General features: G+C 46.9%; 19 protein-coding genes. 9 read left to right on the top strand and 10 right to left on the bottom strand.

Translation table 11 applies throughout. The features are described 5' to 3' along the window. Window positions 1-7 precede the first annotated feature (7 nt). Entirely contained in the window at window positions 8-1,888 is a 1,881-nt protein-coding gene (locus AOT11_RS11935; protein WP_017422014.1) for a methyl-accepting chemotaxis protein, read from the bottom strand. Window positions 1,889-2,118: 230 nt separating this feature from the next. Here AOT11_RS11935 and pflA point away from each other — a divergent pair, with 230 nt between their 5' ends. From pflA to AOT11_RS11905, 6 genes are all read left to right on the top strand, one after another. Further along, a complete protein-coding gene (gene pflA, locus AOT11_RS11930; protein WP_011079981.1) occupies window positions 2,119-2,859 on the top strand; it encodes a pyruvate formate lyase 1-activating protein in 741 nt (246 codons plus the stop codon). Window positions 2,860-2,924: 65 nt separating this feature from the next. Continuing rightward, window positions 2,925-3,590 (top strand): energy-coupling factor ABC transporter permease, encoded by a 666-nt coding sequence (locus AOT11_RS11925; protein ID WP_026050614.1) that lies wholly within the window; start codon window positions 2,925-2,927, stop codon window positions 3,588-3,590. Window positions 3,591-3,716: 126 nt separating this feature from the next. Beyond that, window positions 3,717-4,217, top strand: a complete 501-nt coding sequence (locus tag AOT11_RS11920) for a YfbU family protein (RefSeq protein ID WP_013571383.1) — start codon at window positions 3,717-3,719, stop codon at window positions 4,215-4,217. A gap of 364 nt (window positions 4,218-4,581) precedes the next feature. Next, window positions 4,582-6,516 (top strand): PrkA family serine protein kinase, encoded by a 1,935-nt coding sequence (locus AOT11_RS11915; protein ID WP_013571381.1) that lies wholly within the window; start codon window positions 4,582-4,584, stop codon window positions 6,514-6,516. A 43-nt stretch (window positions 6,517-6,559) separates the two neighbouring features. Next, window positions 6,560-7,831: a YeaH/YhbH family protein gene (locus AOT11_RS11910; RefSeq protein WP_017422016.1), complete on the top strand. Its 1,272-nt coding sequence runs from the start codon at window positions 6,560-6,562 to the stop codon at window positions 7,829-7,831. A gap of 9 nt (window positions 7,832-7,840) precedes the next feature. Further along, window positions 7,841-9,373 carry a SpoVR family protein gene (locus AOT11_RS11905; protein ID WP_017422017.1) on the top strand — a complete coding sequence of 511 codons (1,533 nt, stop codon included), beginning with the start codon at window positions 7,841-7,843 and terminating at the stop codon, window positions 9,371-9,373. Window positions 9,374-9,408: 35 nt separating this feature from the next. Here AOT11_RS11905 and AOT11_RS11900 read toward each other — a convergent pair whose 3' ends face one another. From AOT11_RS11900 to AOT11_RS11875, 6 genes are all read right to left on the bottom strand, one after another. Beyond that, entirely contained in the window at window positions 9,409-10,197 is a 789-nt protein-coding gene (locus tag AOT11_RS11900; RefSeq protein ID WP_017422018.1) for a GGDEF domain-containing protein, read from the bottom strand. Window positions 10,198-10,367: 170 nt separating this feature from the next. Beyond that, window positions 10,368-11,123, bottom strand: coding sequence for a 3-deoxy-manno-octulosonate cytidylyltransferase (kdsB, locus tag AOT11_RS11895; RefSeq protein ID WP_017422019.1), 756 nt, complete (start codon window positions 11,121-11,123; stop codon window positions 10,368-10,370). Beyond that, entirely contained in the window at window positions 11,123-11,302 is a 180-nt protein-coding gene (locus tag AOT11_RS11890; protein ID WP_011079973.1) for a Trm112 family protein, read from the bottom strand. The genes kdsB and AOT11_RS11890 overlap by 1 nt, the downstream gene beginning before the upstream one ends. Continuing rightward, window positions 11,283-12,290, bottom strand: a complete 1,008-nt coding sequence (gene lpxK, locus AOT11_RS11885) for a tetraacyldisaccharide 4'-kinase (protein ID WP_017422020.1) — start codon at window positions 12,288-12,290, stop codon at window positions 11,283-11,285. The genes AOT11_RS11890 and lpxK overlap by 20 nt, the downstream gene beginning before the upstream one ends. Continuing rightward, complete coding sequence (gene msbA, locus AOT11_RS11880) at window positions 12,290-14,041, bottom strand: lipid A ABC transporter ATP-binding protein/permease MsbA (RefSeq protein ID WP_026050613.1); 1,752 nt, start codon at window positions 14,039-14,041, stop codon at window positions 12,290-12,292. Before msbA ends, lpxK begins: the two co-directional genes overlap by 1 nt. Before the next feature lie 32 nt (window positions 14,042-14,073). Continuing rightward, window positions 14,074-16,248 (bottom strand): DNA internalization-related competence protein ComEC/Rec2, encoded by a 2,175-nt coding sequence (locus AOT11_RS11875; RefSeq protein WP_418387138.1) that lies wholly within the window; start codon window positions 16,246-16,248, stop codon window positions 14,074-14,076. 83 nt (window positions 16,249-16,331) lie between these two features. Between AOT11_RS11875 and AOT11_RS11870 the strand changes: the two genes are divergently transcribed. Further along, entirely contained in the window at window positions 16,332-16,841 is a 510-nt protein-coding gene (locus tag AOT11_RS11870; protein WP_026050611.1) for a DUF2062 domain-containing protein, read from the top strand. 196 nt (window positions 16,842-17,037) lie between these two features. Here AOT11_RS11870 and lolE read toward each other — a convergent pair whose 3' ends face one another. From lolE to lolC, 3 genes are read right to left on the bottom strand one after another with little or no spacing between them, the layout of a single operon-like run. Beyond that, window positions 17,038-18,282, bottom strand: a complete 1,245-nt coding sequence (gene lolE, locus AOT11_RS11865; RefSeq protein ID WP_017422024.1) for a lipoprotein-releasing ABC transporter permease subunit LolE — start codon at window positions 18,280-18,282, stop codon at window positions 17,038-17,040. Window positions 18,283-18,292: 10 nt separating this feature from the next. Further along, window positions 18,293-18,976, bottom strand: a complete 684-nt coding sequence (lolD, locus tag AOT11_RS11860) for a lipoprotein-releasing ABC transporter ATP-binding protein LolD (protein ID WP_017422025.1) — start codon at window positions 18,974-18,976, stop codon at window positions 18,293-18,295. Then, on the bottom strand, window positions 18,969-20,174 hold the full coding sequence (gene lolC / locus AOT11_RS11855) for a lipoprotein-releasing ABC transporter permease subunit LolC (RefSeq protein WP_017422026.1): 1,206 nt from the start codon (window positions 20,172-20,174) through the stop codon (window positions 18,969-18,971). The genes lolD and lolC overlap by 8 nt, the downstream gene beginning before the upstream one ends. A 265-nt stretch (window positions 20,175-20,439) precedes the next feature. Between lolC and AOT11_RS11850 the strand changes: the two genes are divergently transcribed. Together AOT11_RS11850 and mfd are read left to right on the top strand one after the other, a co-directional pair. After that, window positions 20,440-21,009: a hypothetical protein gene (locus AOT11_RS11850; RefSeq protein ID WP_026050610.1), complete on the top strand. Its 570-nt coding sequence runs from the start codon at window positions 20,440-20,442 to the stop codon at window positions 21,007-21,009. Between the two features lie 9 nt (window positions 21,010-21,018). Beyond that, window positions 21,019-24,480: a transcription-repair coupling factor gene (mfd, locus tag AOT11_RS11845; RefSeq protein ID WP_017422028.1), complete on the top strand. Its 3,462-nt coding sequence runs from the start codon at window positions 21,019-21,021 to the stop codon at window positions 24,478-24,480. Window position 24,481 lies beyond the last annotated feature (1 nt).

The following is a 24,481-nucleotide window of genomic DNA, read 5'->3' as shown; positions in this document are numbered from 1 at the left end:
GGTCAGATCAAATCGTGAATTTTTGACATTCATTACTCAACTGACGTGAGCTGTTATCAACAAGCTGGCTGACGTCTCGCAGCTCACCATTGTTACTTTCCAGCTCACGCATCGCTTGAGAGATTTGCGTCATGCTGTCTGCCATGGATTGACTGGTCGTGGCGAGTTCTTTGATCGATGAGAGAATAATCTCTGTTTGATGGTTGGCTTCATCCGCTTTAGCAGTAATGTGTTTGAGGGCATCCATCGCTTCATGCCCTTTTTGTTGGCCTTTTTCTATCGTTTGACCCGAGCTGCTGATGTATTGAATCACCTCGGCACTTTCATTTTTCATGGTTTGGATGGTGCCAGTGATTTCACTCACTGCATCGACGGTACGCACGGCGAGGCTACGAACTTCATCGGCCACAACAGCAAAACCACGTCCTTGCTCCCCTGCTCGGGCGGCTTCTATGGCGGCGTTGAGTGCCAGTAGGTTAGTCTGTTCCGCGATGCCGTTGATGATGTCCATCACCGAGTCAATTTTGGAGGACGCTTCTTCTAATTGACTGATGTGCCCAGCCGCTGAGTTGAGAATTTGTGCGACCTGTTCAAGCGAGCCAATCGCTTCTGAAATGATTTTGCCGCCATCTTCTGCCGCTTGGTTTGACGCTCGACTAATTTGGGTCACAAATTCCAGTGAATTAGACACCTCATGCGTGGTCATGCTCACCTCTTCGGTTGCTGAGGCAAGCAGTTGGGTTTGTCCAAGGATCTCACCTTGATGATGCGCGAATTTATCAAGCCCGACTCGTAGTTCTCCTGCATGCCCAGCCAGTGAATGACTGCTTTCTTGTACTTCAGAGACAAGTTTGCCGAGATTTTCACAACTTTCATTGACCGATTGAGACAACTGATTAAACTCATCGTTCGCGTTACTACTGAGTGTCAATCGGCGAGACAAATCGCCATTGGAAACGGCTTTAATCACTTGGCTAATGCGGTCAAGTGAGCGGGTTAGCGACACACTGATGCTGAGGAAGATCACGATGGTAAACACCGCTAGTGCCGCCAATGCGATCAATACCGACCATTGTGTTTCACTCGCAGAAGAGGCGGCTCGCTGTTGCTGATCGTCCGCGACCGCATTCAACTGCTCTGAAGCTTGTTGGATTAAGTTGATCGCCTCACGCTGATTGTTTTTCAACTGCTGTTCAAGCGCTCCCAATTGCTGAGAAAGCTCACTGACTCGAATAAATGTTTGTTTAAACTCTTCGATCTCTTTCTCATAGATATCCAACATGCCATAGCTGTTTGAGACGTTAACGAACATCGCCATTGCACGATTAAACAATTTCATGTTCTGTTCATTTGGCTGCAACAAGTAATTTTGCTGGGTTTTGATCATGGCTTGAAAGTCGGAGTTAATCGTCACCATGCCTGTTTCTTCGATCTTCTGCTCGATAACCTTCGCTAGATCTTTTAGCTGGCCTAATTTGCCTTCATCAACATTAAAACCAAGTTCTGATTTAACCCTGAGCCACGGAGCCAGCGACTTCGCTAACGCATTCACCGCTTGCTGCATGTTGTCCGCCTGTGTATTGAGGTCAAACTGGACGAGAGTTTCACCCGCTTGTCGAACGTTTTGCTCCAAATGCGTCACATCCGCTTGAATAGCATTCACTTGAGTGGCAGTCAGTTGACCCAGTTTCCCGGTTAACTGTAGAAGCTCTACTTGGGTTTGAGCGATCTGCCCTGCCCCAGTCGATACTCGACTACTTTGCGAATACTGCTCGGTCAATGAGGTGAGTTGGTTAGAGGTATAAGCAGCAAGAGCAACAAAACCCAAAGTCAAAATACTCAAAAACAGCTGAATTTTACGTTTCTGAGAAAGCGCAAGCATATCCATGGTCTAATTCCCTACAGCACATTTTCTTATTGTAATAATTAACGTTATGTTTACATTTATAACAATAATCACAATCAACACAAATGTCATTAGCCTGCCATCAGGTTTTTCTCATCATGCTGAGTCACTTTTCTTGCTCAGAGGCTGATTCCCGTGTTTTGTATACTGTTTTAACCCCAGTTTTTGTAATAAAATAACAGCCGAAATTTGATAAGAATTGAGAGCTAGACATGACAACAACGGGTCGTATTCACTCTTTTGAATCCTGCGGAACGGTTGACGGACCAGGTATTCGTTTTATTGTTTTTATGCAGGGCTGTCTGATGCGTTGTATGTATTGCCACAACCGCGATACATGGGACACACACGACGGTAAAGAGGTCACCGTCGAAGAGATCATCAAGGAAGCGAAATCTTATCGTCATTTTATGAACGCCTCTGGGGGTGGTATTACTTGTTCCGGTGGCGAAGCGATGCTGCAACCTGAGTTCGTGCGCGATCTATTCCGCGCGGCGCATGCTGAAGGTATTCACACTTGTTTGGACACCAACGGTTATATCCGTAAGCACACTGACGTTGTTGACGAAGTATTAGAAGCAACCGATTTGGTGATGCTCGATATCAAGCACATGAAAGATGAAATCCATCATGATTTCATCGGCGTTTCCAACCGTCGTACTCTCGATTTTGCTCGCTACTTGCATAAAATTGGGCAAACAACGTGGATTCGTTACGTTGTGGTACCGGGTTACACGGATGATCCTGAAGCGGCTCATATGCTTGGTGAGTTCATCAAAGACATGGACAACATCGAGAAGGTCGAATTGCTTCCTTACCACAAGCTTGGCGCTCACAAATGGGAAGCGTTGGGTCTAGAGTACCCACTGGAAGGGGTGAACCCACCACCAAAAGAGACGATGGATAATATTGTTTCTATCCTTTCGCAATACCATAGCAATGTGAAATACTAAGCACCGTATTCGTTATTCAATACCCACTTTAGGTGGGTATTGTTTTATCTACAGGTATGAATGACATGGATGTATTTGGCTTTCTTTGCTTAGGCGTAATCTTGTTGGTGATTGGGGTTGGTTGCAAAGATGACTTCCTCAAAATTTTTCTCCCTAAGCTGGTAGCAGACAAGCCTTTCCAACACATGACGTTTGCGGTGATGTTCCTGCTGTTTTTACTTTGGAATGCTCAAGCAGGAGTCAAAGAAGGGCTATACATTCATTTTTTAGCACTGACGACACTTACCATGATGTTTGGCTGGAGAATGGCATTTTTGCTCACACTCCCGGTCTACGCGTTACTCACAGCGTTTGGTGATCTAACGATACAGCAGTTGCCAAGTACGATTCTCCTCTCTTCCCTCGCCCCGATTCTGTTCTCTTACGCGGTTTTTGTACTCAGCTATCACTATTTGCCGAGAAACATCTTTGTGTTTATTTTTATTGCTGGCTTTTTCAACGCAGGCCTAACTGGCAGCGTTCACATTCTCATTAATGCCCTTTATCATTTCTATGTAGGCCATTACGACTGGCAAACAATATGGCACAACTATTTCATTTTTATGCCTCTGCTCGCCTTTCCTGAAGCACTACTCAATGGGATGTCTTTGGCTGTGCTCTGCGTCTTTAAACCAGAGTGGCTACGCGTCTTTTCAGACCGTGATTACATTTATAACCACTACCGAAAATAGTGCTCAGATCAACAAACAAATTTTCCATTTTTCCCATTAAAACTGTGTTGAGATCATGTTTCATCGTGTGATGTTCCGCTAACCTAACGTCAACAACACAATTAGAGAATATATAGTGAGGTCACCATGGAAATGTCGAATGCACAACGATTGATCCTATCCAACCAGTATAAGTTGATGTCTCAGCTCGACCCTGAAAATGCAGAAAAATATCAGCGTTTTCAGACCATCGTTGAGCGTGGCTATGAGCTGCAAATGCGTGAGTTGAACAAAGATTACGGCTGCATCACTGAAGCACTTTGTAAAGAAATTATCGATGTGATGGAAATGTACCATGCGATGCAAGAGTCTTTCCGTATGCTTGATGCGGAGGAATCTAACCAGGTTGATCAGCGTCGCCTTCAGTTCCTCGGTTTTGATATTGCCTCTGAAGCACAATTGGTTCACTACGTTCGATTCTTAACAGAATCTGAAGGTCTCTACCCTCAATTCGATAAAGGCGACCACCACTTCAACAGCCAAATGCCGATGCTGGAAAAATACCGCCGCATGTTGGCGACGTGGCGCAAGTGCCCTCGTCAATACCACTTATGTGCGACTGAACTGCGCCAAATTTTTAATGCCTAGTTTTAGAGCTTAGTGTTTAACGCTTTGCGGACAAACAGATTGATTTCAAATAGAAAGGTTGACCAGCGTCAGCCTTTTTTGCGTACTCAAGACAAAAAAATCCCAATTTACACGACAAAAAACTTCAATACTAAGTTAGCAATATCCATTCTTTCAATTATCTAACTTTCCTTGTCTCACCTTGGTTCAAACTCTTTGATTAGGAAAAAAACCCGCCAGAACAGTAAGCAACAAACTCTCACCTATCTTAAATAAATGCATAATTTATTGGGCAAAATTGAGAATCCCCGTCTAGGCTTATCAATGAGAAGGGACGATATTTGCCAACGTTCGTCAGCAGACCGAATAAGAAGGGGAATGTGACATGAGTATTTTTGACCACTATCAAGCGCGCTATGAAGCTGCAAAAGATGAAGAGATGTCGATACAGGACTTTCTTGCACTTTGTAAAGATGACAAAAGTGCCTATGCGAATGCCGCTGAACGACTTCTTATGGCCATCGGAGAACCTGAGTTAGTCGATACCTCGATGCATCCACGATTAAGCCGTATTTTCTCTAACCGTGTGATTTCACGCTATAAAACCTTTAAAGATTTCTATGGAATGGAAGAAGCGATTGAACAGATCGTCTCCTACCTAAAACACGCCGCTCAAGGGCTGGAAGAACGCAAGCAGATCCTTTACCTGCTGGGCCCTGTGGGCGGTGGTAAATCATCGCTGGCAGAAAAGCTCAAAGCATTAATGCAGCAAATGCCGATTTACGTGCTCACCGCCAACGGAAAACGCAGCCCTGTAAACGACCACCCTTTCTGCCTATTTGACGTCAATGAAGATGGCGAAATATTGCAAAAAGAATATGGCATTGAAAAACGTTATTTACGCTCCATCATGTCACCTTGGGCCGCTAAACGCCTGCATGAGTTTGGTGGGGATATCAGTCAGTTTAAAGTCGTGAAGGTTCGCCCTTCCATACTCGATCAAGTGGGTATCGCAAAAACCGAACCGGGCGATGACAACAACCAAGATATTTCATCACTGGTCGGTAAAGTTGACATCCGCAAACTGGAACATTATTCGCAAGACGATCCCGATGCCTACAGCTACTCTGGTGCGTTATGTAAAGCAAACCAAGGTTTGATGGAGTTCGTTGAGATGTTTAAAGCACCCATCAAGGTGCTGCACCCACTCTTAACGGCGACTCAAGAAGGCAACTTTAACGGTACTGAGGGTCTCTCTGCGATTCCATTTGAAGGCATGATATTGGCTCACTCCAATGAATCCGAGTGGCAGACTTTCCGTAACAACAAAAACAATGAAGCGTTTTTAGACCGCGTCTATATCGTCAAAGTCCCTTACTGCTTACGCGTTTCTGAAGAAGTGAAAATTTACCAGAAACTACTAGAGCACTCTGAGCTCTCCAAAGCGCCATGCTCACCTAGTACGCTAGATCTGTTGGCTCAATTCAGTATTCTTTCCCGCCTCAAAGAGCCTGAAAACTCGTCCATTTTCTCTAAAATGCGGGTATACGATGGCGAAACGTTGAAAGATACCGATCCAAAAGCCAAGAGCTATCAAGAGTACCGCGATTATGCGGGCGTAGACGAAGGCATGAAGGGGCTCTCAACGCGCTTTGCGTTCAAGATTCTCTCTCGCGTGTTTAACTTCGACCAAACTGAAGTGGCCGCTAACCCTGTCCACCTATTCTATGTGATTGAACAGCAAGTTGAGCGTGAGCAGTTCCCGCAAGAAACCGCTGAGCGTTACTTGGAATTCTTGAAAGGTTACTTGGTGCCTCGCTACGTCGAGTTCATCGGTAAAGAAATTCAAACCGCTTACCTTGAATCTTATTCCGAATATGGTCAGAACATCTTTGATCGCTATGTCACGTACGCAGACTTCTGGATCCAAGATCAAGAATACCGCGATCCAGAAACGGGTCAGCTGTTCGACCGCTCGGCCTTAAACGGTGAGTTGGAGAAAATTGAGAAAACGGCGGGCATCTCTAATCCAAAAGATTTCCGTAATGAAATCGTTAACTTTGTGCTTCGTGCGAAAGCCAGCAACAACGGTCAAAACCCTGTGTGGACCAGCTATGAAAAACTTCGCACTGTGATCGAGAAGAAAATGTTCTCCAATACCGAAGATCTTCTTCCTGTTATCTCCTTTAACGCAAAAACCTCTTCTGAAGACCAGAAGAAACACGATGACTTTGTCGCTCGTATGATGGAAAAAGGCTACACCGAGAAACAAGTTCGCTTGCTTTCTGAGTGGTACCTGCGCGTACGTAAATCGTCCTAACCCGGATGTGAGTTAGGTCTGTGGAACATGAGAGGGGAATTTCATGGCGCAATTTATAGACCGTAGGCTCAATGGCAAGAACAAGAGCGCTGTCAACCGACAGCGCTTCATGAGACGCTATAAAGAGCAGATAAAAGAGTCGGTAGCGGACGCGGTGAATCGTCGCTCGATCACCAATACGGAAACGGGTGAGGACGTTGCTATTCCGCACAAAGACATCAAAGAGCCTCTTTTCCATCAAGGTAAAGGGGGGTTACGAGAACGCGTCCATCCAGGCAATGACCAGTTCATTACCGGCGATAAAATCGAAAGGCCCAAAGGTGGCCAAGGAGGCGGTGGCGCTGGAGACGGTGATGCCAGTGCCGATGGCGAAGGGCAAGACGATTTCGTTTTCCAAATTTCAAAAGATGAGTACTTAGACCTGTTATTTGAAGACTTGGCTTTGCCAAATCTAAAGAAAAATCAGGTGAACAAAATTACCGAGTGGAAGAAACACCGAGCGGGCTATCAAACCGCAGGGATGCCTTCCAACATTTCTATTGTGCGCTCTTTACAGCAATCCCTTGCGCGTCGCACCGCAATGTCTGCCGGCAAAAAGCGTTTATTGCACGAGCTAGAGCTGGAGCTCGAACGCATCGAGAATCAAGAGCCAGCACAAAAGCTGGAGGAAATGAAACTTAAACAAGAAATCGCAGAACTGCGTAAAGCGATTGAAAGCGTGCCTTTTATCGATACGTTTGACTTACGTTTCAAAAACTATGAGCGCAAGCCAGTTCCTTCAAGCCAAGCCGTCATGTTTTGTCTGATGGACGTTTCAGGCTCCATGGATCAAGCGACCAAAGACATTGCCAAGCGCTTTTATGTGCTGCTCTATCTGTTCCTTAATCGTACGTATGAAAACGTGGAAGTGGTGTTTATACGTCACCATACGCAAGCAAAAGAGGTCGATGAACACGAGTTTTTCTACTCACAAGAAACCGGGGGCACCATCGTTTCCAGTGCGCTCAAATTGATGGATGAAATTGTTAAAGCTCGCTATCCCGTTGGTGAGTGGAATGTCTACGCTGCACAAGCTTCTGATGGGGATAACTGGGCTGACGATTCACCTCGTTGCAAGGAGTTGTTAACCAACAAGTTGTTACCTAACTGCCAATACTACGCCTATATCGAAATTACCCGACGTTCACATCAAACGCTGTGGCATGAATATGAAAAGCTTGAGGAGAGCTTTGATAATTTTGCGATGAAGAACATTCGCAGCGTTGAAGACATCTTCCCGGTATTCAGAGAGCTGTTTCACAAGGAAACGGCATAGGAGGCTCGTATGACAACCAAGACAAAGAAAAAAAGCAAGATGTTGCCAGATGGGCCTGATTGGACCTTTGATCTTTTGGAAAAATACCATACTGAGATCAAACGTGTCGCTGAGCATTACCGCTTAGATACCTATCCTAATCAGATCGAAGTCATTACCTCTGAGCAGATGATGGATGCGTATTCAAGTATCGGTATGCCGATTAATTACAACCACTGGTCTTTCGGTAAAAAGTTCATTCAAACCGAACAAAATTACAAACATGGCCAAATGGGGCTCGCATACGAAATCGTCATCAACTCCAACCCCTGTATCGCCTATTTAATGGAAGAAAACACCGTTACGATGCAGGCGTTAGTGATTGCGCACGCCAGCTACGGACACAACTCTTTCTTCAAAGGTAACTACCTGTTCCAAACTTGGACCGATGCCAGCTCAATTATCGACTATTTGCTGTTTGCGAAAAAGTACATTGCTGAATGTGAAACTAAATATGGTGAAACAGAGGTAGAGAAGCTCCTCGACTCTTGCCATGCCCTAATGAACTATGGGGTTGATCGTTATAAACGCCCAGAGAAGATCTCTATCACTGAAGAGAAAGCCCGACAAGAAGAGCGAGAGGCCTATCTGCAATCACAGGTCAATGAACTTTGGAGAACGGTGCCTAAGGCCAAATCGAAGGAAGAACAAAGCATTATTCACTTTCCAAGTGAGCCACAAGAAAACATTCTTTATTTCATTGAGAAGCACGCGCCGCTACTCGAACCTTGGCAACGCGAAATCGTGCGTATTGTTCGAAAAATAAGCCAATACTTTTACCCACAAAAGCAGACGCAAGTGATGAACGAAGGATGGGCAACGTTTTGGCACTACACCATTCTCAACCATCTTTATGATGAAGGGTTGGTTTCTGACAAATTTATCCTAGAGTTTCTACATAGTCACACCAGTGTGGTTGCTCAGCCACCCTATAACAGTCCTTACTTTAGCGGTATCAACCCCTATGCGTTAGGTTTTGCGATGTTCCGTGACATAAAACGCATCTGTGAAGAACCGACAGATGAAGACAAAGAGTGGTTCCCTGATTTGGCAGGCAGTGACTGGCTCGATGCGGTGCATTTCGCCATGCGCAACTTTAAAGATGAGAGCTTTATAAGCCAGTATCTATCTCCAAAACTCATCCGCGATTTTAAACTGTTTTCGATTCAAGATGATGACCGAAGAAACTTCATCGAAGTCAATGCTATCCATGATGATATGGGTTATCGAAAAATTCGGGAAACCTTGGCAGCGCAATACAACCTAGCCAACCTAGAACCCAATATCCAAGTCTACAAAGTCGATGTGCGTGGCGATCGCTCTTTAACCCTGCAATACGTCCCGCATAATCGTATTCCTCTGGATAAGAGCTACAACGAGGTGATGAAACACTTATATCGCTTGTGGGGATTTGACGTCATTTTGGAGGAGGTAAAAGAGACGGGCCACAAAGAAATCTTAGCGACCTGCCCTCAACGTACTGAGTACGACAGTAAGATCTAACTTAACCATTAGCGAACGTTTACCGATCGGCCCACTTAACGGTGGGCTTTCTTCATCTGATACATTCGTTCATCTGCCAGTTTGGCACGTATCGTCAGATCCCCTTCGCCAAGCTCTGACAAACCATAAGAAAAGTGGATGTCTCGTTTAGCGCACATGGTGTGTAACGCGTCCATCACCAACAACGTACGTTTAGGCTGCAACAGCAAAATAAATTCATCCCCACCAACACGAAAAGCATACTCGTCATCTTTGGTTGCTTTGGTGAGTAGTTGGGAAAACTGGATGATCAGCTCGTCTCCTGCATCGTGTCCTTGTGTATCATTGACTACTTTGAGGTCATTGAGATCAATGTAAACCAAATTGAGCTGTTCTTGGCTAAATCGCTCCAAATAGCGGCGATTGTATAACCCTGTTAAGGAATCTCGATGGATTTCATGATCTTTGGCTTTGATCAGTCTATCAATTCCAAAGGCAATGCTCGCCACAGCCACCAACATTCCCCCTTGTTCAATGATGTTATCCAATACTTCGTGCCGATTACTCCAATCTGCCAGCCAGTCCACTTCGGTCAATACATCGTACAATGCGACGAATAAGATAAGATTCACACCAACCGTAATGGAGCGCGTCGATGTAATCGAGCGGCTGATCGCCGCACGGATATACACCAGAACCGAGAAATAGGCAGATTCAGTCAGCACATCAATAGGATGCTCGACATAAAAGAAAGGGGTAACACTGGTCAGATTCAGGCAAAGAAAAGCGATAAGAGCGAGGTACGCTGCTCGTCTGGAAACATTGATGTGATTTTTAGATGTCATCTATCATCGCTCTTAGCAAGATCATGGCTCTTACTTAAGCATAGACGCTAACAGGGACGCCAACCGTCCAATTGCGCCAGAGGTGACGCTAAAATTTGGGAGCACTAACATCAAAAATGGCCAGAGCGCAAACTCCAGCCATTCTATTCATCTAACGCATCTCGCCGTTATCAGCTCTTTGCAGCGATGATCTTACGAACCGACGCAAGATCCTCTGGCGTATCAACACCCGCTGGAGGTGCTTCTTTGGCTAACTCGACATGGATTTTTTCACCATACCAAAGTACTCGCAGTTGCTCGAGACACTCTATTTTCTCTAAGCTACTCGGTTGCCAATTAACGTAGGTATTAATGAAACCTGCACGGTAAGCGTAGATACCGATGTGGCGCATCAGAGAGTGCTCTGTGAGTACTTCACCACGAGCAAAAGCGTCACGCTCCCAAGGAATCGTCGCGCGACTGAAATAAAGCGCGTAGCCTTCTTTGTCTGTCACCACTTTTACTGCATTCGGGTTAAAGACTTCTTCTTCTGAAGTTATCGCCACCCCTAATGTGGCCATTGGTGCAGAGCTTGCTGCCAGATTTTCTGCGACTTGGCGAATGATGCTAGGTGGGATTAACGGCTCATCGCCTTGAACATTCACCACAATGTGATCGTCAGCGATGCCCATTAACTGGACCACTTCCGCCAAACGCTCTGTGCCAGATTCATGGTTTGGCGAGGTCATGCACACCTTACCACCAAACACAGCAACAGCATCAGCGACACGTTGATCATCGGTGGCAATAATCACATCTTGCGCACCCGCCTGAATCGCTTGTTCATACACCCACTGAACCATGGGCTTACCAGCAATATCTGCCAGCGGTTTGCCCGGTAAACGGGTTGATTGGTAACGCGCTGGGATAACAACGGTAAATGACATTAGCGCCCCTCGTCCATTCCCATGCTGCGAGCTTCCGGCTCCAGCAAAACAGGAATACCTTCTTTAATTGGATAAGCCAAGCGATCAAGCTTGCAAATCAACTCTTGGTTTTCTTTATCAAAAGTCAGTTTACCTTTGCACACTGGGCACGCGACAATCTCAAGCAGTCGATGATCCATATTCTTTTACTACCTCTGTTATTCTTTGCAATATTCTCTGCTGATCGTGTGACGAAAACTGAGCAGAGACGGGTAAATACCACCAATTATTTTGTGCGAAACGACGACACTTTACCGCGTCCTTTTCCGTCATGATGACATTTTTGCCCTGTTCGGCCAGCTTCGCGATGGCTTCTGGGTCGAAGTCTTGATGATCGGCAAAACCTTGGCTGACCACGATGTCAGCCCCTAATTGTTCTAGCGTTTTAAAAAAACGTGGAGGATGTCCAATACCAGCAAAAGCGACCAAAGACGCCAATTCATTCACCGCGACTTTCTCACCCGTCATCAAATTAACCGCCATATCTGGCATCAAGCTCATCGCGATTTCACCTTGGTGGGCATCCCCGCCATTGGTGATAATAAAATCCACGTTTTGCAAACGGGACGTTGGCTCGCGCAGTGGGCCGAGCGGGATCAACTGTTGATTACCAAATCGACGTTGACCATCCACAACCACCACTTCGATGTCTCTTTGCAGCGCGTAATGCTGTAGCCCATCATCTGTAACAATGATGTTGGCCCCGAGTTCTATCAAGCGCTTTACTGCATTGGGGCGAATGGGGTCAACCGCGACCAAAGCGCCGGTTCGTTCAAATATCAGTTTAGGCTCATCACCACAGTGAGAGGTTAAACACTCAGAATCCACCACCATCGGATACGCAGGCGCTTTTGCACCATAGCCACGAGAGACCACACCCGGTTTAAAGCCAAGCTGTTGCAGTCTTTCAACTAACCAAATGACGACCGGAGTTTTGCCATTGCCTCCAGCGGTAATATTACCGACCACGATGACAGGTATACTCGCTTGAAAAGACGCTTTTTCACCACGCTGATACGCTGCTTTCTGACGACGGCTAATCGCACCAAACAACAGCGATAATGGCCACAACAGTGGCCATAGAAGATATTTTATGGGATGGTTCTCAAACCAGATCTTTTCAATCACTACCCTTCACCAAACTGGATGCGATGCAATTGCGCGTAAGCGCCATCTTTTTCGATAAGTTCAGCGTGCGAGCCTCGTTCAACAACGGCACCATCATCAATCACTAAGATTTGATCGGCCTTTTCAATGGTTGAAAGGCGGTGAGCAATCACTAACACCGTTTTGTTCTTTTGCAACTCATCCAATGCCGATTGGATAGCACGTTCTGATTCGGTATCCAGTGCAGAGGTCGCTTCGTCAAGAATCAGTACTGGAGCATCACGTAACAAGGCACGAGCAATCGCAACGCGCTGACGCTGTCCACCCGATAGACTGGCGCCGTTTTCACCGACCATGGTGTCGAGTCCATTTTCCATCTTCGAAATGAATTCCATTGCGTGTGCTAACTCTGCAGCGCGTTCAATGTCTTCGCGGCTATATTTATCAGCCGCGGCGTAAGCGATATTGTTGGCAATGGTGTCGTTAAATAGGTGCACGTTTTGCGATACTAGCGCAAATTGTGTACGTAAGTTTTTCAACTCATAGTCACGAACATCCACACCATCGAGCTGAATTTCACCTGAATCCACATCATAGAAACGAGTAAATAAGTTAGCGATGGTGCTCTTACCAGAGCCTGAACGTCCAACCAATGCCACCGTTTTCCCTCGAGGAATATCAAAAGAGACATGCGACAAAGCAGGTTTTTCTGCACCTTCGTAGGTAAAGGAGATGTCTTTGACATTAACCTCACCTTTTGCTCGCGCAACACTGTGTGTACCTGTATTTTTCTCTGGCTCTAAATCTACCAAAGCAAATAGGGTTTGTGCCGCCGCCATACCACGTTGGAACTGCGATGTAACATTGGTCAACGCTTTAAGTGGACGCATTAGACCAAACATCGCGGAGAAAACCACGGTAAAGGTCCCTGGGGTCAGTTGATCTTTAATAGTATCGACACTGGCCAAATACAAAACCACGACGATGGCAATAGAAGCGATCATTTGAATGATAGGGTTAGCCGCAGCTTGGGCGGTGATAAGCTTCATACTTTGTTGGCGCATTTGGTTACTGACTACATCAAAGCGAGATTTTTCTACCTCTTGCCCTCCGTAGCTCAATACGACTTTATGGCCTTTAAGCATCTGCTCAGCAGAACTTGTGACAATGCCCATCGTAGTCTGCATATTTTTAGAGATTTTTCTAAAGCGCTTGGAAACAAAGCCAATTGCCCAAGCGACAACAGGTGCCACTAAAATGAGTACCAAAGAAAGCTGCCAGCTGTTATAAAACATCAAAACCAACAGGCCGATAATACTCGTTCCTTCTCGAACAATGCTAACCAATGCTTGGCTCGTTGCCGATGAAACCTGCTCAGAATCGTAAGTGATGCGAGAGAGTAAGCTGCCAGATTTTTCTTTATCAAAGTAGGAAACCGGCATCTGCATGTAGTGATTAAATACCATGCGACGTACTTGCATTACGACATTGCCAGAAACCCAACTCAAGCAGTAAGTAGATACAAAGCTACTGATACCTCGAATGAACATCAAACCAAAAACAAGGAGAGGTAGAGTGCGGAGAAAATCAGATTCAGCGCTGCCAAACCCTTCATCTAAAAGCGGTTTTAATAAAGAGACCATGTAGGTATCTGAAACCGCATTGACGATCAATGCCACAACGGCAACGGCCAATCCTGATTTGTACAGTCGGATAAAAGTCCACAAGCGTTTAAAGGTACGCCAAGTCGATTCATCGGTATTAATTGACATAAATGAATGATTCTTTTTCTTCAAGTAGGCCGCTATTCTACTTGGTTACGCAGCATCTGCCTATACCAAGCGTTGAAAGTGTCGCGTCTTGAGACGATTTGCCAGCGTCTCTGTTCCACATACAAAGTTATCTGGCCCAGCTCACCGGTATCAAACCACTGCGTACGATGTCGTCGATAAGTCTCGACCACTTGTGGTTGTGGCATCCCCCACTGATTTCCTTTTGCCAACGAAGCGATTGCCGCGTCTGCTTGGACCGCGTTCACAAAAGGCTCAATCGACGAAGTTTGACTGCCATGATGCGGCACCAATACCACATCGCTGTTTAACTGTTCAGGTTCACGAATCAGGATCCACTCAGCCAAAGCGTCAATATCGCCAGTCATCAAAAATGACAACTGATTTTCCTCATCCTCCATACGAATGACACAGGAGTGTGGGTTGTAGGCACGAGTCACTTGCTTTGGTGGCCAAAGCACGGTCATTTTAAGCCCTTGCCACTCAAAGTCCTGACCTTTAATACAAGGAAAGTCACTCAAGTAATGACTACTCCTTACCCACTGTGGGCGCATGTTTTGCTGCAAATAGGGCAAGCCACCTGCATGATCGTCATCTTGATGACTGATGATCACCCCATCCAGGCTTCTACTACCCCGACTCAATAAAATAGGCTCGATCACTTGCTGCGCAATACTGCCGCCATGCCAAGACTTTCCGGTGTCATAAAGCAGTGTTTTACCGTCTTTCTCAATCAATACGGCGAGCCCATGGCCAACATCCAAAATGTCAATTCGGGTGCGAGAAAAAGGCTGGTTCAAGAGTGAAGAAGTGCTGAGCAAAATGATCAGAACGGCAGAGAATTGCCAGCGAATAACATGTCGAAGCATCACTGCGAGCGCGCACAACGCGACCAACAACACCTGAAAAGAAGACAGCCCCCACCAACCTAAATGGGCGTAAGGCATCGCGAAAGTTAATGGCCATAAACTAAAATCCGCCAACTGCCATAGCATGCTGGCCACAGGCATCATATCCAGTGCCGTCAGCACGAGTGCAACAAATATGACAGGCACCACCACCAAGCTAAACCAAGGGATAAACAGAAAGTTGTACAGCCAGGCGGCTAAACTCAGACCGGAAAAGAAATAAGCTGTCACAGGTGCGAGATAGAGCAGTAGCATACCTTGGATGCAAAATACGCTTTTCATTTTGCCAATCCAAGTGGAAGACGATTCATGGAGATCAACCACCAGAAAGACGCAACTGACAGCAAAAAAAGAGAGCCAGAGACTGGCAGAAAGAGCAGAAAATGGCGACATCGCTAGGCAAAAGGCCAGTGCCAACAGCAAGACTGTCCAGCGCCCCACTTGCCTCGACGTAAACGAGAACAACGCCACTAACGTAACAAAGACGATCGCTCTTTGCGTTGGCAGAGTAAAACCAGCCAGCCACGCATAGCTCCAACTGAGACTTAATCCAATAGCCAACGGCAGCCAAACGAGAGTAAGCCGTCCAAAACGCAACCAATGCCCTAGCCAGTAACCGATGCCAAAAGCCATACCAATGTGCAAGCCTGAGATGGAAAGCAGATGTATCAAACCACTTTGCTTGAGTTGCTGCCATTGTTCGTCGGTAATGTCGTCGCGAATACCAAAGCTTAAGCCAAGCAAATAACCGGTATGATTGCTATTAACCAGGAGCTGCTGCGCTTTTTCGATCAGTGCTTGTCGCCCTCCGCTCACCGAGAGGAAACGCCAAGAGCGAGAATCATCAATAGTTGCACGTCCAACGATGCCTTGACTGACAGCAAAACGTTCAGCATCAAACCCTGCTTCATTGAGTAACCCATAGACACGTTTTAGCGTAACGTGCGCTACGATTTGATCCCCCTGACCAAGAGGAATGGGTGAGATCAAACGCACTTTGGGTCGCAAGGGCCACATTAAATAACTATTATTTATTGCTGTGATGCTAACAACACCTTCATAACCGTGACTTATTTGCTTAAAAGGGCTGTCAACGGCGCCATTTATGGTAATATTCTCCCCTGCCTGAAATAGGGTCTTTACTTGCCATTGCATAAGGTTACCAGCCGAAATGGCAATCAAAAGTGCGATGGTCATCCCCAGCAAGTAACGACACGTTTTACGCACAATAATGATAAAGATGGCAACAACAATTAGCATTAACCAAGGCCAGGAAGGCATAAGCGGCCAGTAGCTTGCCGAAATAAGGGTTGCTGAAAAAGAAGCCAATAACCAATTGTTACCTAAGAGAGTCATGTTGTCCCATGCCTAGAAAGCTAATTAAACGCTTTATGCCTGACCATGAAGTAATCAAACGCCAAAAAGCGCTGAAAGTGTTCGGCAATGTTTTATACAACCCTAATCTATGGTGTTTGAATCGTCGCTCCGCTGCAGGTGCGTTTGCCGTGGGTTTGTTTATGGCGTTTGTCCCTCTGCCGAGCCAGATGATCATGTCTGCTGGGCTAGCCATTTTTCTTGGCGTGAATTTGCCACTGTCTGTCGCTCTCGTGTGGGTAAGTAACCCAGTCACCATGCCCGTGCTGTTCTACTTTGCGTATAAGCTCGGCGCCTTCGTAATGAACGTGCCGCCTCAGCCATTTCACTTTGAGCTCTCTTGGGATTTCATCCTCGACCAAATGAGCACCATTGGTCCTCCATTTTTATTGGGTTGCGCCATTTGTGGTGTTTTTTCTGCTATCGTCGGCTACTTTGGTATACGAGGTTTGTGGCGTTATTCCGTGGTGAGAAGTTGGCAAAAGCGTCAAACAAGATAACGCTCTTCTCCCTACATTGCAGAGAGTAAATGTGGTTTTCCGATATAGGCGCCACTTCCATTGCAACATCGGGTAATCAAAGTTTGATTTATTCCATGGACCAAGAAAAAAACACCAAGGTTGCCAATCGCTAACCGGACACCTAAAACAAAAGGACCATTATGGTCCTTTTGTTTGTCTATCATTCCGTAATCGGCTATTTACTGCTCAGCACGGCGGCTGGTTTAAGCTTTGCAGCCCTTGCCGCCGGGTACCAAGTGGCGACAATACTCAAAACAATGGCCGTGCCAGACACCAATAAAACATCGTCTAAACGCAGTTGAGAAGGCAAAAAATCGACAAAGTAAATGTCACCGGATAAAAACTGATGACCAATCACTCGCTCAAGGCCCTTAATGAGTGTGGTGAGATTCAGCGCCACTAAGACACCGACGACACTGCCAAGCACACTGCCAAACACACCAGAAAACACCCCTTGCCAAACAAAGATACGTTTAATCAAACCATCGCCAGCCCCCATAGTGCGTAAAATAGCAATTTCGCTCGCACGATCTTTCACCGCCATCATTAAGGTGGAAACAATGTTAAAGCACGCCACGCCAATCACTAGCACCATGACTAAGTACATGATGGTTCTGACTAATTGAATGTCTCGATACAAAAAGCCAAACTGCTGTTGCCAACTACGAAGGTAGACATAAACGTCAATCTGTCGCCCGACTTCTCGCACAATCGCTTGCGCATTAAGCACATCATTGGTTTTCAGCGCAATGCCAGTGACACCGTCTCCCAGATGATTGTATTGCTGAGCATCAGCCATCGGCAACAACACCAGATTATGATCAATTTGACCATTGAGTGTCAGCATACCCGCCACTTTGACTCGAACGCGTTTAGGCGCTTGAACTTGAGTGCTTTCACCGGTTTGAGGAATCAACAAGGTGACATAATCTCCGACGTCCACCCCCAACTCGTTTGCCACGCCTCGCCCGACAATGACCTGATTTTGCCCCGGTAGAAACTGGCTCCACGCCTGCTGATCAATAAATTGAGACATGGTTGAGACCGCTTGTTCAAAATCCGGTTCGACCCCTCTCACTTCCACCGCTTTGAGCTTGTTGCCCCGCTCGACCAAACCAGTAAATTTGACATATGGAGCCGCGGCCACCACTTTGGGATTGGCCACTGCTTGAGCCATCACCGATTGCCAATTTTCAACCGGTGCACGAACGCCTTCCAGCTCCGCGTGTGGAATGACCGACAGCACACGAGATTGCAACTCGCGCTCAAAGCCATTCATTGCCGATAGACCAATAATGATCACCGCCACGCCCACCGCAATACCGATGGTCGAGGAGAGCGAAATGAACGACACCATTTTGTTACGTTGTTTGGCTTGGCTAAAACGGCGACCAATCAAGAGCGCCAAGGAAGAAATCATCGATGGTCTCCTACTGATTGTTTGACGATAAAACGCCATCTTGCATGTAAAGGATTCTATCCATTTTTGCCGCGAGCTCGTTATCGTGTGTCACCACTAAAAACGCCGTGCCGGATTCGCGATTGAGCTCGCGCATCAAATCGTAAATCTGCAACGCGGTTTTGTGGTCCAAATTGCCCGTAGGCTCATCCGCCAGCACCAATGCTGGCTTATTGACCAATGCCCGCGCAATTGCGACACGTTGACGTTCGCCACCTGACAACTCTGACGGACGATGATGCATACGATGTTGCAAACCCACTTTTTCCAACAATGCCTCGGCGGCTAACTTCGCTTGCTTCGGACTTTCCCCACCAATCAGTAGCGGCATTGCCACGTTTTCCACAGCGGTAAAATCCGCCAGTAGATGATGAAATTGATAGATAAAACCGAGATGCTGATTGCGCACTTGAGCTTGCTTATTACCGCTTAACGCAGACAGCTGATAATCGAGAAACGCAACCTCACCTTGAGTGGCATCATCAAGCGCACCTAAAATATGCAGCAGAGTACTTTTGCCTGAACCCGATGTACCGACAATCGCTACCAACTCGCCTTGCTCTAGCTCGAAATCAACCCCTTTGAGGACTTCCGTTTCAAACTCCCCTTCTCGATAGATTTTGCTAACTTGATGACATTGTAAAAGCTTATTCATATCTGAGGGCCTCAGCAGGTTTAACAGAAGATGCGCGGTAAGAAGGGTAAAGCGTCGCCAACAGGCTCAATAAAACGGCCAACACAACCACAGCAACAATTTGAAATGGTTGAATCAGCACAGGCAAGCTACCACCAAAGGTGAACAAAGCAACCCCTGCGGTTTCGAGAATAGTATTGAGATTTTGCGATAAAAGCACGCCAGCGGCTCCACCGAAGAGCGAGCCAATAATACCGCTGCTGGCACCTTGCACCATAAAGATGGCCATAATGCCAAAGCTGTTCATACCCTGAGTTTTTAAGATCGCGACTTCAGATTGTTTCTCCATCACCACCATGATCAGCGCTGAAATGATATTAAAAGCCGCCACGGCAACAATGAGTCCAAGCATCAAGCCCATCATGTTCTTTTCCATTTTTACCGCTTGGAAAAGCTCTCCACGTTGCGCACGCCAATCACTCCATTGCCAACCGTCAGGCAGTGGCGTATTGGCCGCCTCGGTCACTTGGAAGGGATCATCAAAATAGAGTCGCCAGCCAGAAATGGTATTTGACGGAAGACGCAATAAACGCCCCGCGTCTTCAATGTGCGTCACCATCAACTGGCCATCGATATCCGAACCGGTATTGAACATCCCTGCAACGGTAAAATTTCGTTGGCTTGGGATACGGCCTAATGGCGTAAACTGGCTAGCACTGGTCACCATCAAACGGACTTTGTCGCCCATTGAGACATTTAATGATCGTGCTAAAGAGTGGCCGAGAAATACTTGATACTTGCCTGCTTCCAACTGGCTTAAGCGGCCAGCAATGAGGTGGTTTTCAATCGGATCGTCTGCCGAAGGCTCAATACCGATCAAGTAACCCACAGAAAGTTGTGAAGGGCTTTGAATCACCGCTTCACTGCGCACCAAAGGTGTGGGTTGATAGTGAGGAGACAAGGCACGCACAAACTCAGGCGGCGTGGTGTGTGGCGTTTTTCCACCATCCATCGACACCACCGCTTGCGGCAACACACCCAAAATGCGCTCTTTCAGTTGCGCCTCAAAGCCGTTCATCACCGATAACACCGTGACCAATGACATCACGCCAACCGTGATGCCAGCTGTCGACATATAGGAGACAAATCGGCTAAACCTGTCACCGGAGCGTCCGCGCAGGTATCTCAATCCAATAAATATAGAGACAGGATGAAACATTCTAAAAACCGTCAATAAGTTCAGCGGGCTAATGTAACCAGAAAACTGGCACGAATATAGCTAAAATATTTCATATGTCTGAGATTTAACAGCAAATTTGCCCATTTACGTGTTACAGAACGTATAGGGCTCTCGGTTTAAAAAACGAATTTGCGAAAATCACGGTGTGCGAAATAACATCGCTTGCCAAGCGTCGCCAGTTGGCGATAATCAACAGCTTGTAGATTCTTATTTAGAATCCCATCGGCAAAAAGGGAATAACAGCATGACAGAACAAGAGTTTTTTACCGTAAATTCAACGCTGACGATCAACGTTGAGCTGTTACCTGAACACGATTTGCTGCCTTCCCTAGAGGCCTTTGAAGCGGAAATTCCCGCCCCTTTTATTGTGGCGAGTGAATTTAGCCAATTAGATCAATTAGCCGAAAGCGCACGACTTGAACTGAAAAATAGCGATCTCAAAAACGTCATCAACCTGCTGGATGCGCAAAATTCGAAACTCAATCTGCTATTGAGCTTTATGCTATCGCAGCAAGACCAAGAAAACCTTCGTTTCAAAACCACCCGTTTTGGTGCCAGTCAGGTTTCCTTTTTGTCCAACGACACCATGGCGATTGGCCGCTCCACTCGCGTGAAACTGTTCTTAGAAAGCCCCGCTGCGGCTATTTATTGCTACGCGCAAGTCGCCAGTTGCGAAGCCAAAGATCAACAATATGAAGTGACCATGAAATACATATTGCTTCGCGATTCAGACCAAGATCTATTAATCAAAGCGGCCTTACACCAACAACAACGTCTATTGCGTCAACGTTCGCTAGAAAGAGACACCAAATAACATTCGATTATGACTTATCAACCGATTTTACAAGTCTCCACGCCCAAAGGGGCGGGAGACAAAAAACACTTAGGCCAACTGCCTGGCGCCTCACTGGCCCTTTCTGTGGCTGAACTGGCAAATGCCCATGCCAACCAAACGGTTCTCATTGTTCCAGACCCTCAAACCGCGCTGAAGTTGCAAAGCGAGATAGAGCAGTTTTACACCGCTCACGTGACGATTTTCCCCGATTGGGAAACGCTGCCATACGATAACTTCTCTCCTCATCAAGAGATCATTTCCGATCGTATCGCCACGCTCTATCAGCTTCCCTCTCAGACCGACGGCATTACCATTGTGCCAGTAAGCACGCTGCTACAACGTCAATCTCCACGCGATTTTCTGCTGCAACATACCTTGATGGTCAATGTTGGTGATCGTTACTCGCTCGAAAAATTGCGTTTGCAGTTGGATAATTCTGGCTACCGCCACGTTGACCAAGTGTTTGGGCCCGGAGAATACGCTAGCCGCGGTTCGATTCTCGATCTCTTTCCGATGGGCAGTCGTGCCCCCTACCGTATCGATTTCTTTGATGACGAAATCGACACCATTCGCACGTTCGACCCTGAGAATCAACGTTCAATTGAAGAGATCCAACAGATCCGCCTACTGCCTGCTCACGAGTTCCCAACCACCGAGGCGTCCATAGAAGAGTTTCGTATCCGTTGGCGCAGCCAATTTGATGCCCGTCGCGAGCCAGAATCGGTTTATATGCAGGTGAGCAAAGGCGTCTGGCCTGCGGGGATTGAATACTGGCAGCCCCTTTTCTTTGAACAAACAGAAACGCTGTTTGACTACATCAATCGAGACTCGCAACTGCTGGTATTGGGGGATATTGAACCCACCATCGATCATTTCCTAAAAGATGTGGATTACCGCTACGATCAGAAAAAAGTCGACCCGCTGCGCCCACTGCTTAAACCAGAGCAACTTTGGCTTAAAAAAGATGAACTGTATGCGCATCTGAAAAATTTTGGCCAAACCTGGCTGTGCATTGATGCCATCGATGAAAAATCCGGGCGTTCCAACCAGCCATTGAGTCCACTGCCGACGCTCGCGGTGCAACAGCAAAATAAAGAGCCATTAGCTCAGTTGCGTCAGTTTAGTGAAAGTTTCTCAGGCAAAATCATCTTTTCCGTTGAATCGGAAGGCCGTCGTGAAGCGCTCAGTGAGTTGCTACAAGGCGTTAAGCTCAAGCCACACGCTTGTGCCTCACTCTGTGAAGCCCTTGCACATAACCATAAATTCACTTTGGTTATTGGCGCCAGTGAGCACGGTTTTATTCACAACACGCTGAACTTCGCCTTTGTTTGTGAAAGCGATTTGCTTGGCGATCGCGTTATCCAACGTCGCAAAAAAGACAAGCGAAACGTCAACAGCGATACCGTGATTCGGCATCTCGCAGAGCTCAAACCTGGACAACCAGTGGTACACATCGATCACGGTATTGGCCGTTACATTGGTTTGGAAACGCTTGAAGCGGGCGGCATCAAAGCTGAATACGTGATGCTCGAGTACCAAAACGAAGCTAAGCTCTACGTGCCCGTCGCTTCCCTTAACTTAATCAGTCGATACTCTGGCGGCGCAGAAGAGAGTGCGCCGATTCACAAACTGGGGAGCGATGCTTGGACCAGAGCGCGTCGCAAAGCCGCTGAGAAAGTGCGAGACGTTGCCGCTGAGCTTTTGGACGTTTATGCCAAACGTGAACTCAAACCGGGTTACAAATTTGTTTTGGATCGTGGCCAATACGCGACCTTCAAATCGGGTTTCCCATTTGAAGAGACTGATGACCAATCGATGGCCATTAACGCGGTGCTGTCTGACATGTGTCAAGCCAAAGCCATGGACCGCTTAGTGTGTGGTGATGTAGGTTTTGGTAAAACCGAAGTCGCCATGCGCGCGGCGTTTGTTGCGACCGATAACGACAAACAAGTGGCGGTTTTGGTCCCGACCACCTTGCTTGCTCAACAGCATTTCGAAAACTTCCGTGACCGTTTTGCCAACCTGCCAATTCGCGTCGAAGTGCTTTCGCGCTTTAAGTCGGCAAAAGAGCAAAAGCAGATCATGGAAGATGTGGCTAACGGCAAGGTCGATATCTTAGTGGGCACACACAAACTGCTCTCTTCTGATCTAAAGTTCAGTGATCTTGGATTGTTGATCGTCGATGAAGAGCATCGCTTTGGTGTGCGCCAAAAAGAGAAAGTGAAAGCAATGAGAGCCGATGTCGACATTCTCACTCTCACGGCCACCCCAATTCCACGTACGCTCAACATGGCGATGAGTGGCATGCGCGATTTGTCGATCATTGCCACCCCACCCGCTCGCCGTTTAGCCATCAAAACATTTGTTCGCGAAAATGACGATGCGGTGGTCCGCGAAGCGATTCTGCGTGAAATCATGCGTGGTGGACAAGTGTACTTCTTACACAACCAAGTCGAAACCATTGAGAAAGTCGCAGAAGACCTGACTAAACTTGTGCCAGAAGCACGCGTCACCATCGCTCACGGTCAAATGAGAGAACGCGAGTTGGAACGTGTGATGAACGATTTCTACCATCAGCGCTTTAACTTATTGGTCTGTACCACCATCATCGAGACGGGCATTGATGTGCCAACCGCCAACACCATCATCATGGATCGCGCAGACAATCTCGGGCTTGCTCAGTTACACCAGCTCCGTGGGCGTGTGGGTCGCTCGCACCACCAAGCGTACGCGTACTTGCTCACGCCGCACCCGAAATCCATGACCAAAGATGCCATTAAACGCCTGGATGCCATCGCTTCTTTGGAAGATCTGGGGGCTGGTTTCACTCTCGCCACGCACGATTTAGAAATTCGCGGTGCAGGTGAGTTGCTAGGTGACGAGCAAAGTGGTCAAATTCAATCGATTGGCTTTACGCTGTATATGGAGATGCTTGAGCAAGCCGTGCAAGCATTGAAAGAAGGCAAAGAACCCGCGCTGGATGATCTACTTCGCGAGCAAACTGAGGTGGAAATTCGTATCCCAGCCTTGCTGCCAGACGATTATATTCCAGACGTCAACACACGCTTGTCGATGTACAAGCGAGTGGCCAGTGTGGCCGATTTAGAAGAGCTAAACGAAGTCAAAGTCGAGCTCATCGACCGATTCGGCTTACTGCCAGAAGCGGCGAAAAATCTTCTTGCCATCGCAGAGCTCAAACTGAGTGCCCACCGAATCAAGGCGAAGAAGATCGAGGCTCACGACAAAGGTGGATTTATCGAGTTTTATCCACACGCTGACATAAACCCAGCGTATTTGGTTAGACTACTGCAATCTCAGCCGAAAAAATTTGCAATGGAAGGTCCAACTAAGTTTAAGTTTAGCGTAACATTGACGGACAGACGCCAACGTGTTCAGTTTATCCAAGATTTGCTGAATGAGTTTAACCAGAATTTATTACCAGTGAGCTAGT

The organism is Vibrio vulnificus NBRC 15645 = ATCC 27562 (assembly GCF_002224265.1).
Classification (GTDB): domain Bacteria; phylum Pseudomonadota; class Gammaproteobacteria; order Enterobacterales; family Vibrionaceae; genus Vibrio; species Vibrio vulnificus.
This window is presented reverse-complemented; position numbering and strand designations above follow the sequence as displayed.